The 16552-nt window shown below is 63.5% G+C and carries 11 protein-coding genes and 3 tRNA genes; 2 read left to right on the plus strand and 12 right to left on the minus strand.

Annotation, left to right across the window (positions count from 1 at the left end; genetic code table 11):
• Positions 1–134: 134 nt before the first annotated feature.
• From QWJ37_RS11685 to QWJ37_RS11725, 9 genes are all read right to left on the minus strand, one after another.
• Positions 135–208: transfer RNA gene (locus tag QWJ37_RS11685), tRNA-Ile, on the minus strand.
• Between the two features lie 77 nt (positions 209–285).
• Positions 286–1485, minus strand: coding sequence for a glycosyltransferase (locus tag QWJ37_RS11690; protein ID WP_227928975.1), 1200 nt, complete (start codon positions 1483–1485; stop codon positions 286–288).
• 11 nt (positions 1486–1496) lie between these two features.
• On the minus strand, positions 1497–2420 hold the full coding sequence (locus QWJ37_RS11695; RefSeq protein WP_227904364.1) for a DMT family transporter: 924 nt from the start codon (positions 2418–2420) through the stop codon (positions 1497–1499).
• A 63-nt stretch (positions 2421–2483) separates the two neighbouring features.
• A complete protein-coding gene (locus tag QWJ37_RS11700) occupies positions 2484–3125 on the minus strand; it encodes a CDP-alcohol phosphatidyltransferase family protein (protein ID WP_356882248.1) in 642 nt (213 codons plus the stop codon).
• A gap of 39 nt (positions 3126–3164) precedes the next feature.
• Positions 3165–3959: a phage holin family protein gene (locus QWJ37_RS11705; RefSeq protein ID WP_290245360.1), complete on the minus strand. Its 795-nt coding sequence runs from the start codon at positions 3957–3959 to the stop codon at positions 3165–3167.
• A 101-nt stretch (positions 3960–4060) separates the two neighbouring features.
• Positions 4061–5497, minus strand: coding sequence for a sugar porter family MFS transporter (locus QWJ37_RS11710; RefSeq protein ID WP_227928974.1), 1437 nt, complete (start codon positions 5495–5497; stop codon positions 4061–4063).
• Positions 5498–5813: 316 nt separating this feature from the next.
• A complete protein-coding gene (locus QWJ37_RS11715) occupies positions 5814–6998 on the minus strand; it encodes a malic enzyme-like NAD(P)-binding protein (RefSeq protein WP_227929049.1) in 1185 nt (394 codons plus the stop codon).
• A 294-nt stretch (positions 6999–7292) separates the two neighbouring features.
• The gene (locus QWJ37_RS11720) at positions 7293–8666 is read right to left on the minus strand and encodes a cation:dicarboxylase symporter family transporter (RefSeq protein ID WP_227928973.1); all 1374 of its coding nucleotides are present in this window, start codon (positions 8664–8666) and stop codon (positions 7293–7295) included.
• Positions 8667–8809: 143 nt separating this feature from the next.
• A tRNA-Asn gene (locus tag QWJ37_RS11725) sits at positions 8810–8885 on the minus strand.
• 372 nt (positions 8886–9257) lie between these two features.
• Between QWJ37_RS11725 and QWJ37_RS11730 the strand changes: the two genes are divergently transcribed.
• Both QWJ37_RS11730 and QWJ37_RS11735 read left to right on the plus strand, forming a co-directional pair.
• Positions 9258–9584: a helix-turn-helix domain-containing protein gene (locus QWJ37_RS11730; RefSeq protein WP_290245362.1), complete on the plus strand. Its 327-nt coding sequence runs from the start codon at positions 9258–9260 to the stop codon at positions 9582–9584.
• Positions 9585–9628: 44 nt separating this feature from the next.
• A complete protein-coding gene (locus tag QWJ37_RS11735) occupies positions 9629–10435 on the plus strand; it encodes an IS3 family transposase (RefSeq protein WP_244802774.1) in 807 nt (268 codons plus the stop codon).
• 157 nt (positions 10436–10592) lie between these two features.
• Here the strand turns inward: QWJ37_RS11735 and QWJ37_RS11740 are convergent.
• The 3 genes from QWJ37_RS11740 to QWJ37_RS11750 form a co-directional block, all read right to left on the minus strand.
• Positions 10593–10665, minus strand: a tRNA-Asn gene (locus QWJ37_RS11740).
• A 72-nt stretch (positions 10666–10737) separates the two neighbouring features.
• Positions 10738–12765, minus strand: coding sequence for a DNA primase (gene dnaG / locus QWJ37_RS11745; protein ID WP_290245363.1), 2028 nt, complete (start codon positions 12763–12765; stop codon positions 10738–10740).
• Positions 12766–12874: 109 nt separating this feature from the next.
• Positions 12875–16495 carry a thioester domain-containing protein gene (locus QWJ37_RS11750; protein WP_290245364.1) on the minus strand — a complete coding sequence of 1207 codons (3621 nt, stop codon included), beginning with the start codon at positions 16493–16495 and terminating at the stop codon, positions 12875–12877.
• Positions 16496–16552 lie beyond the last annotated feature (57 nt).

Raw genomic sequence — 16552 nt, forward strand, 5'->3', positions numbered from 1 at the left:
CCCGCTGAGCCAATGTTACCCATCAGTAACAAGGATCACAACGTCGATTAAAACAAACACACCCCGGCCCGAAGACCAGGGTGTGTTTGCGGCAATCCGATGCGTCACATACGGACGACTCGCATCACCACCGGTAGGGCTGGTGGGGCTTGAACCCACGACCCACGGATTATGAGTCCGCTGCTCTGACCAGCTGAGCTACAGCCCCATAGGTACCGGTGCGCCTTACGGGCAACGTTGCCATCCTAGTGTGTACGGACGCCGCGGAACCAATTCAGCAGTTTGTCACCGGGCGGGAATGCCTTCCACGGGCACACCGCGGTACAGACCCTCAAAGGTGGCCAATGTGGCCTCCAGGCTGTGCCGGTCCACCATCTCCCGGCTGTAACTGCCCATCGCCTGACGGTCCTCCGGCGCGAGTTCCAGGATCTCCGTAATGCGCCCGGCGAGTTCGTCACTGTCTCCGGGCGTAAACAGGTACCCGTTACGGCCCTTTTCCACCAGGTGCGGCAGTGCCATGGCATCGGCCAGCAGCACGGGCTTCGACGCGGACATGGCCTCCAGCGTTACCAGGGACTGCAGTTCAGCGGTGCCCGGCTGGCAGAACAGGTCCGCCTTCAGGTACGCCTGGCGAAGTTCCTCGTCCGAGACCAAGCCGCGGAACACCACCCGGTCCCCCAGCCCCAGCCGCTGCGCCTGTGCCTGCAGGGCAGGCTTGACTTCCCCGCCGCCGACAATTTCGGCACGTATGCCCAGCTCCGGCGGTGTCTTGGCCACGGCATCGATCAATACGTCCACGTGCTTTTCCTCAGCCAGCCGGCCGACAAACAGCACTGTGGGTCCCGGATGCGGCTCAATCTGCTCCCCCGGGCGGGGTTCGTAGACCGACGCGTCAATGCCGTTGGAGAGCGGCATGACGTCATGCAGGAAGGCGTGGCGGTACATGGCCTCGGCGGCCAGCGGGGTGGGCGTGGTGACCACCTGCGCCTGCCCCATGACCTTGCCCATGTCCTTCCAGGAGTTCTTCGCCACAATCCGTTTGACCCATTTGGGGAACGGAAGGAACGGGTCCAGGTTCTCAGGCATGAAGTGGTTGGTGGCGATGACCCGGATGCCGCGCTTGCGTGCTTCGTAGAGCGTGTACTCCCCCACCATGTAGTGGCACTGGATGTGCACCACGTCCGGCTGCACCCGGTCAAAGAGCAGTGCGATTTCCTTCTTGATCTCCCATGGCAGGCAAATGCGCCAGTATTCATGGGTCGGGACGCCGTGCGAGCGGAGCCGGTGGACCGCCCACTCACCGTCAAGATCGGTGCGGCTGCCGCCGTCGACGTCGTTCGGGGCCAGGACGTGCACGTTGTGGCCCCGCCCGTGCATGCCCCGCGCCAGCCGGTAGCCGAACTGTGCAGCGCCGTTCAGATGCGGAGGATAGGTGTCACAGGCAATCAGGATCGTCAGCGGTTTTTGTACCGGCGTTTCGGTCACGTTGGAGGTCCTTATCGGTGTTTCGGATTCTTTGAGGCCAGCTTCTGCCGCCTCCGCTCTTCATTCCGCCGCTGGATAACATCAGGGTGGTACCTCGAGAGGGCTATGACCCCAACAATAGCAATCAGGGCTGCGACAGCCATGGCAACGGCGGCCACTGCGGGCACGTCGGGGCGCAATTCATGCAGCACGGAGATGCCGATGGCGATCCCCACCATCGGATCAATAACGGTCAGGCCGGCGATCACCAGGTCCGGAGGGCCGCTGGAATATGCGTTCTGCACAAACCATGAACCCAGTGCGCCGGCCGCAGCGATGCCCACGATGGTGTACCACGGGACGTTCAGCAGGAACCGGCCGTTGGGGTTGAGCAGGTCCCCGGCGATGATCTTGGTCAGCACGGCCACAAAACCGAACAGGATCCCCGCCCCGAGAATGTGCGCAATGGCGCCGAGACGCTTGCCAAACACCAGGTTCAGGGTGCCGAAGAACGCCACCACGACGGCGAGGATCAGCACAATGGTCACTTCCTGGGCCGGCTCCACCTCCTGCTGGCTGCGGGTGACCAGGATGGCCAGCGACACAAACAGCATGCTGCCCGTGACGCAGGCGGTGATGGCGGCGACAGTGATGCGGTTCATCCGCAGCCCCTGGTCGCGTGAGTTCACCACCGTGGTGATCACCAGGGCAATCGAACCGATCGGCTGCACCACGGTGAGCGGGGCCATGGAGAGTGCGGCCACGTTCAGGGCCATGCCCGTACCCAGCAGCAGAAGGCCGAAAAGCCATCGCGGATTGCGCAGCAGCCTGCTGAGCTGGGAAGAGTTCAATGCCAGTCCGCCGGTGTCGGCGCGGACGGCGCTGCCCTGGCGCTGGGCGCCAAAGGCGAGGAAGAAGGCGCTGGCCAGGGCGCAGGCGACGGCGATCCCTACCATCAGCAGCGTCCTGCCGCAGTTCCGGCCCGGGAAGCGCCCAATCCGGCGGGCACCCGGATGGTTCTAGGGAACATGGCCGGTTCCGGTTCCGGCCGGGACCTGCTCCTGCAGGTGCTGGTATTTTCGCCAGGCGGCAGCGAGATAGCCGCCCGCCGCTGCAATGTGCCCGAGGCAGCCAAGGACCAGCACGATGGTGCCGGCCGCGGCGAGCCCGGGTGAGTCGAATCCGGGGACCCGGTTCAGCAGCAGCAACGGGGCGCCCACCAGCAGAAGGGCGGTTCGGATCTTGCCGATGGTACTCACCGGAAGGTCCGGGCTGCCACGGAAGAGCACCAATGCGTTGAGGATCAGGACAGCATCCGGAACGGCAATGCTGAGGATCAGCCAGGCCGGGGCGATGCCGTCCAGCACAAACGTGGCCGAGACGATTATCAGGGCCAGCCGGTCCGCTACCGGATCAAGCCACTGGCCGGTGGTGGAAACCTGGTTGAGCCGGCGGGCCAGATAGCCGTCAATCCAGTCGGTGGATCCCACAATGACCAGTGTGAGGAAGGCGCTGCCGTAGCGGTCCTGGGCAATGAAAAAAACAAACAGCGGAATGCCCAGAAAGCGAAGGACCGTGACCAGATTCGGTATGGTCCAGAACCTCCCCGACACGGTCAGTTCCATGTCGGGACGTGTTCCGGCACCGATGAGTTTGATCACGGTCCGTTCCCCTCGTTCAAAAAGATGTACGAGTACAGCTTACTTTTGGGCGAGCCGGCGGAACATTATGACCATGGCGAGCAGGGAAGCGCCCATGACCGCCAGCGGCTGCCAGCGTTCCCTGATCATGGCCAGTACATCGTCTGCCTGCCCGGAGCTGGAACCGGCGCCGGTGTTGGCGGTGGAGCGGGAGCCTGCCGCACGGCGGGACTTCAGCTCCTGGATACGGGCCTTGACGTCCACCTTTTCGCCCAGTCCGTCACGGACTGCGGCAAGGTGTTCGCGCCGCTGGCGTGCACGGGTCCGCAGTTCCTCAGGGGTCGGCTGCTTCGGGCCTTCAGGCTTGTCAGCCTTCTCCGCCTTTTTGTCCTTCTTCTCCTTCGGTTCCTTGGGCTTGTCCAAGGTGGCCGGATCGAAGCGGCGGCCTTCCTTCAGCACGCCGACGTCGTAGCGCAGTCCGCGGATGGCCTCTTCGGGCAGCAGCGGCAGGGTCTTCTTGAAACGGCTGAAGCCGATCAGGCCTGCAATTGCCGCGATCACGAGGAAGAATGCGGCGACCAGGAGTGCCGCCAGCCAGCCGGGCATGACCAGCGACAGGGCAAGGATGCCTGCCACCAACAGCGAAATGGCCAGGGCTGCGAGCAGCACGAGGGCCACCACCATAAGAGCCGCGGCGATGCCCGCCTTAATGCCCTTCTGTTTCATTTCCGCAGTGGCGAGGGCAAACTCGTCATTCAACTGGCGCGGCGTCAGGCGAGCCATGACCTTTGCCAGCCCCACCAGCGAAGAGCTCCCCGCCGTTCGCTGTGTCCGAGTGCTAGCAGAGCGGTTCATGCGCCCAGCCTCCGTCCCCTGTTCAGTGTTCACCGTAGCCATAACCCCAAATTACCATTCTCCTCAGTGTTCTCAGCCTGCTCATCTGTATCAGCCGCCGGTCAGGACGCCTCAAGGCCCTCACGGTCCTCAAGCTCGCGGCCGGAGAGTTCGGGAAGCTTGGTTTTCACGAACCAGAAGGACAGCACCGCAAATGCGGTAAAGATGCCGTACATGATCCACACCCCGAAGTTATCGCTTACCCACGGGAAGGCAAGGGTGACGATGAAGTTGAAGATCCAGTTGACCATGGCCCCCAGCCCGAGGGCGAGGGATCGGATGTTGTTGGGGAATACTTCGCCCAGGGTTACCCACATGACCGGCCCCCAGGTGGCGGCGAAGAAGACCACGAACAGGTTCGCACCCACCAGGGCCACCGGGCCCCAGATGCCCGGCAGCGAAACTTCCCCGGCAACGTCCTCGGCCTGGAAGAAGGACACGGTGGCAGCGAGCAGGCCCACGAACATACCGGCGGAACCGATCATCAGCAGCTTGCGCCGTCCGATGCGGTCCACGAAGGCGATGGCAACCAGGGTCATCACCACGTTGACCACGGAGGTGATGACCGACGTCGTAAATGAATCGCTTTCGCTGAAACCCACAGACTTCCACAGAGTGGTGGAGTAGTAGAAGATCGCGTTGATGCCCACCAGCTGCTGGAAGGCGGCAATGGCCATGCCCACCCAGAGGATCGGCTGCAGGCCGAACTTCGGACCGCGCAGGTCATGGAAGGTCGGTTTGGGGCTCTTGAAGCTTTCCCGGATCTCCCGGATTTTCCGGTCAGTGTCCGTCACCCCGGAGATGCTGCTGAGTACCGTTGCCGCCTCGGCGTCGCGGTTGCGGCGGACCAGGAACTGCGGGGATTCGGGGATGGTCAGTGCCAGCACACCGTAGACAATTGCCGGGAGAACGCCCACCAGGAGCATCCAGCGCCAGGCAGCCAGTCCCCACCACAGTTCCCCAAGGGCGCTGCCTGCGCTGTTGGCCAGGAACGCGTCGGAAAGCAGTGCGGCAAAAATACCGATGGTGATGGCCAACTGCTGCACGGAGCCCAGGGCGCCGCGCCACTTGGCCGGGGCAACTTCTGCAATGTAGCCCGGGGCGATGACGGATGCGGTACCAATGGCGAGGCCGCCGATCAGGCGCCAGAGCATCAGGTCCCACTCGGAGAAGGCAAAGGCTGAACCAACGGAATTGGCGGCAAACAGCACGGCGGCGCCCACCATCACCAGCTTGCGTCCGAGCCGATCCGCCAGCTGTCCGGCAAACCATGCGCCAACGGCACAGCCCAGCAGTGTGATGGCAACGGTGAAGCCGAGGATGCCCGGGCTCAGCGTGAACTCTTCACCAATGGCATCCACTGCACCATTGATAACCGCGGTATCGAACCCGAAGAGCAAACCACCCACAGCGGCAGCGACGGTAACGCCGATAACCTTTCCGGGGTGGGCTATCCGTTCGGATCCGCCCTGATTAGGTCCTGGCTGAGTCGCGCCCATCGACCGTTCCTCGATTTCTGTCCGTTAGCTACGTACGTGTGACTGGTGTCAAAACACTTAAGCCTACGCACAACCCTAAGCATGCTTGTTCAAGCACGGTAGCCGAAGGGGGCGAACGACGGCGCATCAGGACTAACGATCCGCCTTCCAGCGGGTGCCCGGCCCGGAAAACCGGGTATTTTACGTGCGGCGGGAGCGGGCGCCGTACGTAAAAAAGCAATCCGGATCACATTCCGCGGAGGCCTTCCAGGGCCGGCCGGCCGCCGGGACGGCGGTTCCGGCTTGCCGGTGAAAGTGCGGGCCTGGCCGGCTGACGCTAGGCGGTGGCGGCTGCAGCGACGGCTGCAGCCACCGCCGGGGCGACCCGCGGATCCAGCGGGCTGGGCACGATGTACTCCGCCGTCAGATCTTCACCCACCAGGTCCGCAATGGCGGTGGCTGCGGCCACCTTCATCGCCGCCGTGATCCGGCGGGCACCGCTGTCCAGCGCACCGCGGAACACGCCGGGGAAAGCGAGCACGTTGTTGATCTGGTTCGGGAAATCGCTGCGTCCGGTTGCAACGACGGCGGCATAGCGCCGGGCGGTTTCCGGATGCACTTCGGGATCCGGGTTGGACAGGGCGAAAATGACGGCTTCGGGAGCCATGCCGGCAAGGATGTCTTCAGCGACAGTGCCCGAAGACACCCCGATAAACACATCTGCATCCTGCAGTGCTTCGGCCGCACCCCCGGCCACCCCACGCGGGTTTGTCCGCGCTGCCAGATCAGCTTTGACGCTGGTCAGGTCGGTACGCGCGGAACCCACCACACCCTTGGAGTCCAGCACCACGACGTCGGGTATCCCCGCTTCGAGCAGGATGTTCGCGCAGGCGACACCGGCAGCCCCCGCTCCGGAAATCACCACGCGCAGTCCGGCAAGCTCACGTCCGGTTACCCGTGCAGCGTTCCGCAGGGCAGCAAGCACCACAATGGCGGTTCCGTGCTGGTCATCGTGCATAACCGGGCAATCCAGTGCTTCAATCAGGCGCTGCTCAAGCTCGAAGCAGCGCGGCGCCGAAATGTCTTCCAGGTTCACCGCCCCGTAGCTGGGCCGCAGGCGGACCAGTGTTTCGATGATTTCATCCACGTTGGTGGTGTCCAGCACCAGGGGAATCGAGTTCAGGCCGCCGAAAGTGCGGAATAGTGCGGATTTTCCCTCCATAACGGGCAGGGAAGCCGCGGGGCCAATGTCCCCCAGTCCCAGCACAGCCGTGCCGTCGCTGACCACAACCACCAGGCGTGAGGCCCAGGTATGCGAGGCAGCGAGTTCGGGTTCAGCTGCGATGGCGCGGCTGACCTGCGCAACACCGGGCGTGTAAGCAATGGAGAGCGCCCGCTTGGAGTCCAGCGGAAGCCGGGTTTCCACCGAAAGCTTCCCGCCTTCGTGCGCGGAAAATATCTCGTCGGTAGTGATCGGTTCAGTGTTCGATGCGCTGGCGTGGGTGGGGTTGCCGTCCATCATGGTGGGGGCCGTTTCAGTAGTGGACATAGCGGTGCTCCTGCTGTTGGTTCCTATGGAAGGTCCGCTGGCTGCCCTTCGGATACACGGGCACGCTGGCAACGGATACCGGGAGCCTTAGGGCTCCGGGCCAGAGGCAACAGGATGGGATGCCTTTTCCACCCGGAGAGGCGGAGGTCCGGTGATGCCGGGACCGCCCTGCCGGGTGCGATTAGTGAAAGTGTAAACGCACGGCACGGCCTGCGGGCAAGTCCGGCACGCCCGGGCCTGCCTAAAAGACACCTGTGCGTCGAAGGGTTACGGGAGCTTTGCGGAAGAAGCCCGCTCAGCCGCCGCCGGTTCTTCCTCCGTATGCAGAGCAAGACCCGCGGGCACCGCTGTTCCGTGTCCGGCGAACGCCTCCAGCATTGCCTGCCGGTCCAGCTGCCCTTCCCACTTAGCCACGACAAACGTCGCCACGCAGTTTCCCAACAGGTTCACCACCACCCGCATGGAATCCATCAGCCGGTCCGCGCCGAGGAGCAGGGCAACGCCGGCCACAGGGAACAGCCCCAGGGCAGCTGCCGTGGCGGAGAGGGCCAGGAAGGATGAGCCGGGAACCCCTGCCATGCCTTTGGACGTCAGGAGCAGAATCCCCAAAGCGCCAAGCTGCTGTTCGAAACTGAGGTCGATGTTGAAGGCCTGTGCCAGGAACACGACCGAAATGGACAGATAAATGGCCGCGCCGTCCAGGTTGAAGGAGTATCCGGTGGGGATGACCAGGCCGGTGGTTGCGCGCGAGCATCCGGCGTTGGTCAGTTTGGTCATGATCCTCGGCATCACGGACTCCGTGGATGCGGTCCCGAGGGCAAGGAGGAACTCTTCCCGGGTGTACTTAATGAACTGCCAGAGCGGCACCCCGGCGAAAACCCGGGCGATCACAAACAGGACACCGATGAAGAGCAGGGCAGCGCCATAGCAGGCGGCAATGAGTTTGGCGTAGGTGCCCAGTGTTGAGAGGCCGTACTGGCCGATGATGAAGGCCATCGCACCAAAGGCACCGATGGGGGCCAGCCGCATGATCCAGGACATCACCTTGAAAATAATCTCCAGGGTCCCTTCCATCACCCGCAGGACCGGTTCGCAGGTCTCTCGCCCGATAACCACGGCTGCCGCGCCAAAAAAGACTGAGAAGAAAAGAACCTGCAACAGGGAATTGGATGCGAAAGCGTCAAAGACGCTGACCGGAATGATATTCAGGATAAATTCGGCCGGCGATGCCACTTCGGCTGAGGTTTTTGCATCCAGGTCCGACGTGTCCAGGCCGGACGGGTCAATGTTCAGCCCCGCGCCCGGCCGGACCACGTTGCCCACCACCATCCCGAAGAGGAGGGCGAAGCTGGACGCGGCCAGGAAGTAGGCAAGTGCCTTCACGCCAACGCGCCCCACTGCCTTCACATCGCTGATCCGGGCGATACCGGTGACAATCACCAGGAAGATCAAAGGCGCAATGATCATTTTAATCAGCCGGATAAAGCCGTCACCCAGGACTTTGAAGGCAGCACCGACATCCGGCCAGACATACCCCACAACCACGCCCAGGATTACGGCAATAAGCAATTGCACAAATAACGATTTGTAAATCTTCGAGTGAAGGAATGTAGGGCGTTTCGGACTTATCGGCTCTGTCATGGCTCCACCCTAGGAAGCGGGGGTTTCGCGGGTGTTTCCGCTGTGCAACACCTGACTACATGTAGCGGCCGCCGGGAACCGGGCCAGCCGGCCAAACAAAAAGGGGCCTGCATCCGGCAGAAACCCGGATGCAGACCCTTTGCTGGCTCCCCCGACTGGACTCGAACCAGTAACCCTTCGATTAACAGTCGAATGCTCTGCCAATTGAGCTACGGGGGAAAGCGGCGTCCTCAACTATACAGCAAGTTTGCGGTGCTAACGAACCAGCAGCCGCCGCCGCTCCGGTGGAACAGGCACAGACGGCCAGCGCAGCCTTCGTCGCGGCGGTGGCGACAGGAGGGGCCCGAACCAAAAGCCGGGGCCGGGCGGAGTGAACCGCTCCCCGAAAGTTGGACTGAGAAATCAGTTCTGACTTTCGGGGAGCAGTTTTTGCAGAAGAGCAGTTCGTTATCCGAGGAACAACGCAAGGCCGCGGTAGCGTTGTTCGAGACCGGTTGGGGTCCCAACTCCGTAGCAACAAGGCTCGGGGTGCGCGTGAAAGCAATCCGCCGGCTATACGACCGGTGGAGAGTTCGCGGAGGTTCGACGCTAGTGGCCAAGCCAACCAAACGCTTGTTCTCCTTCGAGTTCAAACTCGATGCCGTGCGCCGATTTCAAGCTGGAGAGAGCAAAGTCGCCCTGGCTAAAGAGCTCCAGCTGTCCTCTCCGCAGCTGATCGAGAAGTGGGCACGTCAGTACCGGGCGGAAGGCGAAGACGGACTGCGCGCGAAGCCCAAGGGCCGCCCGAAGACAAATCCTGAGGCATCGACGCAGCCAGAGTCAGAGATACAACGATTGCGCCGCGAGAACGAGCGTCTGCGGGCAGAGGTCGCGTTCCTGGGAAAAGTGCATGCCTTGAGGGACGAGGAACGGCCGTAAAGGTCCGCGCTGTCATCGCTCTCAAGGCCGAACACCGGCTGGACGTGCTCCTGGACGTCGCGGGCCTGGCCCGTTCGACGTTTTTCTATCATCAGGCCCGCTTCCAGCGCCCAGACCCGCAAGCTGAGATTAAGGCTGCCGTGAGGGAGATCTTCGAGAAGAACCACGGCCGGTACGGGCACCGCCGCATTCATACTGAGCTGCTCAAGCACGGGTGGACGGTGGCGAAAAAGACCGTGTTGAAGCTGATGCGTTCGCTGCGGCTGGTCTGCAAAGTACGGCGAAGGAAGCGTTACGTCTCCTACCGCGGTGAACAGGGCGTGGTGGCACCGAATCTGCTGAACCGGGAGTTCGAAGCTGCTGCACCGAACCAGAAGTGGGTGACCGACGTGACCGAGTTCAGCGTCGGTGACCGCAAGCTCTACCTCTCCCCGGTGATGGACCTCTTCAACCGGCAGATCATCTCGTACTCGATCGGGTTATCCCCGAATCTGGAGCTCACTAACTCCTCGCTGCGTGAAGCCCTCACCGGTCTCGAGCCCGGGGCGCAGCCGCTCGTGCATTCGGATCAGGGATTTCAGTATCAGCACGTCTCGTGGCGTACGCTGCTGAAGAACGCCGGAGCGGTCCAATCGATGTCCCGCAAGGGCAACTGTTATGACAACGCGGTGATGGAGAACTTCTTCGGACACCTCAAGGAGGAACTCTTCCACCGGGTGCGGTTCCTGAACACCGATGCCCTGAGGGCCCAGTTGGATGAGTACATCCGCTGGTACAACACTGAACGTATCTCGACAAAGCTCGAGGGCCTGAGCCCGGTGCAATACCGTGCTCAGGCCCTCGCGGCCTAGACTTTTATTTGGCCAGTCCAACTTTCGGGGGCCAGTTCAGAGCCACGGGGCCGCCTTCCCCTGCCAGTCCCAGGACAGGATAAGCGGACGGACCGCCTGTCCGGGCATAAAAGAAGCCCCTGACCTGCGGTAATGCAGGTCAGGGGCTTCCTGTTTGCTCCCCCGACTGGACTCGAACCAGTAACCCTTCGATTAACAGTCGAATGCTCTGCCAATTGAGCTACGGGGGAAAGCGGCAGGTTTTACTTTACAGAGATTTCCCGCCGAAACGAAATCGGCGCCCTGCCGTCAGGCTCGCGGAGCTACTGGTCTCCCCGCAGGGCCCTGCGCTGCATCTCCAGTTCCATCAGCTCCCGGTTCAGCTGGTGGAAAAGCTCCGGATCGGCGTTGGGATCCAGGCGCTGCAGCTGACCGAGCTTCTCAGCCTTCAAGTGTGTCACCTGCAGTTCGAAGAGCCGGTTCAGGATGTCCCTGCAGTACAGGAACAAAGCATCGGCATCGCGCGCCGGCAGCGGTGTCACGGCAAGCTCGCTCACAAAACCGCGCAGTGCGTCCGGCAGCTCCTGCCGCACGCGCTCCACCCAGGCCGCCGGGGCGGTTCCGGCGTCGCCGGCGGCACGAATGGCATCATGGACCGCAACGTAGGCCGGCACAGTGAATCTGGCCGCTTTGAACCGCTCCCACTGGCCGGCATCGAGCAGGCCGGGCTGCTGCAGGGCCACTTCCAATGCCTGGCGCTCCATCCGCGCGGCGGGGTCATTGGGGTCCGGACGGCTGTAGGCGGGCGGTGCGGCGTCGGGGACAGCTTCCTGCCGGCCGTATTGCTGCTGGCCGTACTCCTGCCGGTTGTGGTCCTGCCGGCCGTATTGCTGCTGGCCGCCACGCTGCTGCCCCTGTTGCTGGCCATACGGGGGCCTGCCCTGCTGTGCACCGTCCTGCCGGCGCTGGCCGGTGGGCGACTGCTCGGAAGGACTGTTGGCGGTCCCGGCGGCATGCTGGCGCTTGGACGCGGCATTGACTGCCCGGGTGACGTCGTCGACGTCGGTACCCAGCCAGCCTGCCAGCTCGCGGGCGTAGGCCGGACGCATCGCGGGGTCTCTGATGTCCGCCACCACCGGAGCTGCCGCCCGCAGCGCCGAAATGCGGCCTTCCACCGTATTAAGGTCGAATTTGCGCAGCGTGGAGCGGATGGCGAATTCGAACAGCGGCCGGCGGGAGTGGATCAGCTCGGCCACGGCGGCGTCGCCGTGGGTCTGGCGGATATCGCAGGGGTCCATGCCGTTGGGGTCCACAGCAACGTAGGTTTGCGCGGTAAAGCGCTGGTCCTCCTCGAAGGCACGCAGGGCGGCTTTCTGCCCGGCGGCGTCGCCGTCGAATGTGAAGATCACCTCTCCCCCGGTACCGTCGTCGGAAAGCAGACGCCGGGCAATTTTGATGTGGTCGGTGCCAAAGGCGGTGCCACACGTGGCGACGGCGGTGGTGATCCCGGCCAGATGGCAGGCCATCACATCGGTGTACCCCTCCACCACCACTATCTGCCGGGTTTTGGCGATGTCGCGTTTGGCCAGGTCGATGCCGTACAGCACCTGGGATTTCTTGTAGAGCGGGGTCTCGGGAGTGTTCAGGTATTTGGGCCCCTGGTCATCCTCGTAGAGCTTCCGGGCACCGAAGCCGATAACGGATCCGGTGAGGTCGCGGATGGGCCAGATGAGCCGGCCGCGGAACCGGTCATAGAACCGGGAGGCATCCGATCCGGTGGAGAACATGCCGGTCTCGGCCAGCTCGGCACGGGTGAAGCCCTTGCCCGTAAGGTGTTTCAGCAGCGAGTCCCAGCCCTGCGGGGCGTATCCGACACCGAAGTGTTCGGCAGCGGCGGGGTCGAAACCGCGCTCCTGGAGGAAACTGCGGGCAGCGGCGGCACCCTGCGTGCCCAACTGGCTCCGGAAGAACTCCGCAGCCACCTTGTGGGCGTCCAGCAGGCGCTGGCGTTTACCCACATCCTCACGCCGGGGCCCGGTGCCGCCGTCCTCGTAGTGCAGTTCGTAGCCGAGCCGTGCCGCAAGCTTTTCCACCGTCTCAGAGAAGGAACCGTGGTCCATTTTCTGCACGAAGGAGATGACGTCGCCGCTCTCCCCGCAACCGAAGCAGTGGTAGGTACCCACCTGTGGCCGTACATGGAAGGACGGCGAGCGCTCGTCATGGAAGGGGCACAGACCCTTGAAGGACCCAAGCCCCGCCGATTTGAGGGTTACGTAACCGTCGACCACGGCTTTGATGTCCGTGCGCAGCCGCACTTCATCGATGTCTTCACGCTTGATCAGTCCGGCCATACCTCCCAGTCTATTCTTCCCCGCCGACGCCGCGCTGTCGGGGCCCGCACAGAGAGGATCCCGTGCAGCCGTCGGGCCGCACGGGATCCTTCTGGACAGCTACTCCCCTTTACTCCTGAGGTTTAGCCTCTTCCTCCGCGCTGCCTGACCTGCGGCGGCTGACCGCCATGGCAAGTCCTCCTGCCAGCAGCAGCCCGGCACCGGCGTAGAGCCAGCCGAGGGCACCGTTGGCACCGGTGGACGGAAGGTTGGGGCGGTCCGGCCCGGCCGGGGCGGGAGCCGGCTGCGGTTTCGGCTGCACCACAGGTGCGTAGGTATTGGTAACGGTTGCTTCTGCCCCGCCACCGGCAGGAATGGTTACCGGCTCCGGCAGGTCCGCCACCACACTGACGGTGCTGCTTTCCCCGCCCGCTGTTTCGGTAACCGTGCACTCGGTTCCGGTCGGCAGGCCCTCAAAGCCGGTGCTGACGTCGCCCTGTGATCCTGCCGGAATACTGACCGTCTCATCAAGGACCGTTCCCTCCGGACCGCACTGGACCCGCAGGACAACCTCGCCCTGGCGGCCGGCTGCTTCTCCGGTAATCACCTTGGTCACCACCAGGGTTCCCGGGGTGAACGAGTACGTGTTGGTGACAGTGGCGGTGACGGTTTGCGCAGCCAGGACTGTGACCGGCTCCGCCGCCTCCGTGGTCACGGAAACTTCGGTGGTTGCTCCGGTGGCCGTTTCGGTGACAGCGCATTCCGTGCCCACCGGCAGGTCCTCGAACGTAGTGGTTACGTTCTCCTCAGTGCCTGCCGGAATGGAAACCGTTTCATTCAGTACCGAACCGTCCGGTCCGCAGGTGACCTGCAGGAGAACCTCGCCCTGCTGGCCGACCGCCTCGCCGGCGAAGGCCTTGGTCACCGCCAGGGCGCCGGGCACGAAACTGTACGTGTTGGTGACCGTCACTTCCGCACCGCCTGCGGCCGGGATGGTGACCGGGTCCGTAATGACGGTTTCCACGGATACCGTTGTTGTGGCTCCGTTCTCCGTTTCAGTGACGGTGCATTCCGTGCCGGCGGGCAGGTCCTCGAAATTCCGGGTCACTGTCTCGGCGGTTCCGGCGGGGATGGCCACGGTTTCATCCAGGACCGACCCGTCCGGGCCGCAGGTCACCTGCAGCACCACCTCACCCTGCGCTCCTGCGGCCTCGCCGGCAAACTCCTTGGTGACTGCCAGCGTTCCGGGAGTGAATGTGTAGGTATTGGTCACCGTGGCACTCTGATCGCCTCCCGGGGTGATAGTGACCGGTGTGGGAAGTTCGGGGACAACCTGGACAAACTCGGTGGCCCCTGTAACCGGTTCAGTAATGGCACAGCTGGCGCCCGCTGGGATATTCAGGAACTGCGCCCCTACCTCGCCGGTCTCGCCGGCCGGGATCTGGGAGGTTTCGAAGAAGACCGTTTCCCCGCCCAGGGTGCAGAGGACGTCAACCTCAACAGCGTCCTGGTTCCCGGCAGCCTCACCGGTGATCACCTTGGTGACGATCAGGGTGCCGGGGTTCTCGCTGTAGGTGTCCGTCACGGTGACCGCAGCGGTGGCACCGGCAGCGATGGTCACGGAATCGGGCAGATCCACCACCACGCCTATTTCCGTACTCTCCCCCGTGACGGGTTCCGTGACGGCGCAGCTGGCACCTTCCGGAATCTCCGTGAGGGTGCCCGCCGGAACGGTGCCGGTGGTGCCGGCAGTAACGGTGAAGGTCCCCTCTGCGACTACTGCACTTTCCAGGGTGCAGGTCACCTCTAGGGTGACGTCGCCCTGCCGCCCCGCTGCCGGGCCGGCAATGCTCTTGTTCACAAGCACTGCCCCCGGGTTCACCGTGTACGTGTCAGTGACAGTAACCTCCACGCCGTCTCCCGCCGGGATGGTCACTGCTCCACCGGCCGGATCGATCACGGTGCTGACGCTGACCTCTGTGGTCTCGCCATCCGCGATCTCCGTGACCGTGCAGGTGGTCCCGGCGGGAAGCCCCGTGATTTCCTCCGTGGTGGGTTCGGTGGTGCCGGCCGGGATGGGGATGGTTCGACTGAGGCCGGAGCTGCAGGTTACCTGCAGGGTGACCTCACCCTGCCGGCCGGCTCCGTCACCGGCGATGTCCTTGCGCACCGCGAGGGTCCCCGGGTTGAAGGTGTAGTTGTTGGTCAGCGCGGCAGTAACGCTGCCTGTCGGCGGAACGACGACGGTCCCCTCGCCTTCGACAGTGACCGACACGGCAGTGCTCTCACCCCTGGCGGTTTCCGTCACCGCACAGCTGGAGCCTACGGCTACGTTGGGGAATTCCGCTGCCTCCGGCGTAAGCGTCCCCTCAGGGATAGTCACCGTCTCATTCAGTACCGTGGCGCCGTCCAGGGTGCAGACCACGGAGATCGTCACCTCGCCCTGGGCGCCGGCTGCCTCCCCCGTATTGGTTTTGGTAACCACCAGTGTCCCGGAGGTGAAAGTGTACGTGTCCGTAACGGTCGCCGTCGCCGCGGTACCCGAGGGGATGGTCACTGCGGTGGGCACAATGGTTGTGCTGACCGCGACACTTGCATTGGTGCCGTTGGTGGGCTCGGCGATGGTGCAGACCCTGCCGGCCGGGATGTCAGTGAATGTCTCAGACGCCGTCCCGGTGGATTCGGCGGGGATATTGAACGTGAACTGGTATCCGGGCCCGCAGTCTATGCTGATGACCACTTCGTCCTGGCCGCCGGCTGCCGGGCCCTCAATCGACTTGGTAACTGTCAGGGACCCCACCTCGAAGAAGCTTGCCGTGGCGCTGGCTGCGGAACTCAGTTCGCGGGTGTCCGCCAGGATCAGTTTCTGGGCGGTGTCCACTCCCGGTGTCGCGCCGTCGTAGAGGTACACGCTCCCGGTGGGAACGGTCACCACCGCCCGTGCACTGATGGATGCCGGACCGGTGCCGCCGGTCTCGCTCCGTACCCAGACCTGGGTGCCGCTGGCCACCGGGTTGGTAAGCGGGATGGTTCCTGCGGCGTCCGCAAAAAGTCCGAAGCCGTCGTCGACAGTCACGGTGATTTCATCAGCTTCAGAGGTCACCGTGTATGGTCCGGCCACTCCGGTGACCGCTGCTTCTGCCGTGGCGGGAGTAATGGAAATGTCCGGGGCGTCCGGTTCCTCAAGCGGCCCGGCCGCGATAGTGGAGTTCACGATCGATGCGACGGTGGAATAGAGGTTGTTGTTCGGATTGACCACGTAGCCGTCGGTAAAGAACCAGATGGCCGCCTGCACCGCCGCTGCCTTCGTGTTGTTGTTCGTGCCGGGCGGCAGGTTGGTACTCGGATAGTAGGTATTCAGGATCCGGTTCACATATCCGATGTTCGGGACGTTGGACTCGTCCCAGGTGCCGTTCTCATAGCCAATCCCCACGCGTGTGGATGTGCGCAGATCAATGCAGTACATCTGGGCCGTGGTGGTCCCGTCCACTTCCTGGGTATTGATAACCCCCGCAAAACCGACAGTCTCGGACTCGTAGCCGGGTGGAATGGAGGCGGGATAAGCATTGATGGGCCAGGTGGTCCCGGCCGGCGGCAGCGCCCCTGGAACGTTCCGGCGCCCCTCACCAAGGGAGGTGATCACAATGTCGGTTCCGGCATCCGAAACCGGAAGCTCGTTGCTCGGCGGTCCAGGATCAGTGGCTGCCTGCGCCGGTGCTGCCAACGGGACCGCCATCAGAAGCAGGCTCATAAGGAACACCAGGGCGCTCCGGAAACGGGGGCTACGGATCCAGGCAGCAGATCCGAA

This window comes from Arthrobacter sp. YD2, assembly GCF_030410475.1.
GTDB classification, from domain to species: domain Bacteria; phylum Actinomycetota; class Actinomycetes; order Actinomycetales; family Micrococcaceae; genus Arthrobacter_B; species Arthrobacter_B zhangbolii.

Bases quoted from the DNA above. Each gene is read 5' to 3' on its own strand.
- QWJ37_RS11695 (WP_227904364.1), bottom strand. From the start codon at position 2,420: ATGGTAGGGATCGCCGTCGCCTGCGCCCTGGCCAGCGCCTTCTTCCTC.
- QWJ37_RS11705 (WP_290245360.1), bottom strand. From the start codon at position 3,959: ATGAACCGCTCTGCTAGCACTCGGACACAGCGAACGGCGGGGAGCTCT.
- QWJ37_RS11710 (WP_227928974.1), bottom strand. From the start codon at position 5,497: ATGGGCGCGACTCAGCCAGGACCTAATCAGGGCGGATCCGAACGGATA.
- QWJ37_RS11715 (WP_227929049.1), bottom strand. From the start codon at position 6,998: ATGATGGACGGCAACCCCACCCACGCCAGCGCATCGAACACTGAACCG.
- QWJ37_RS11720 (WP_227928973.1), bottom strand. From the start codon at position 8,666: ATGACAGAGCCGATAAGTCCGAAACGCCCTACATTCCTTCACTCGAAG.
- dnaG (WP_290245363.1), bottom strand. From the start codon at position 12,765: ATGGCCGGACTGATCAAGCGTGAAGACATCGATGAAGTGCGGCTGCGC.
- QWJ37_RS11750 (WP_290245364.1), bottom strand. From the start codon at position 16,495: ATGAGCCTGCTTCTGATGGCGGTCCCGTTGGCAGCACCGGCGCAGGCA.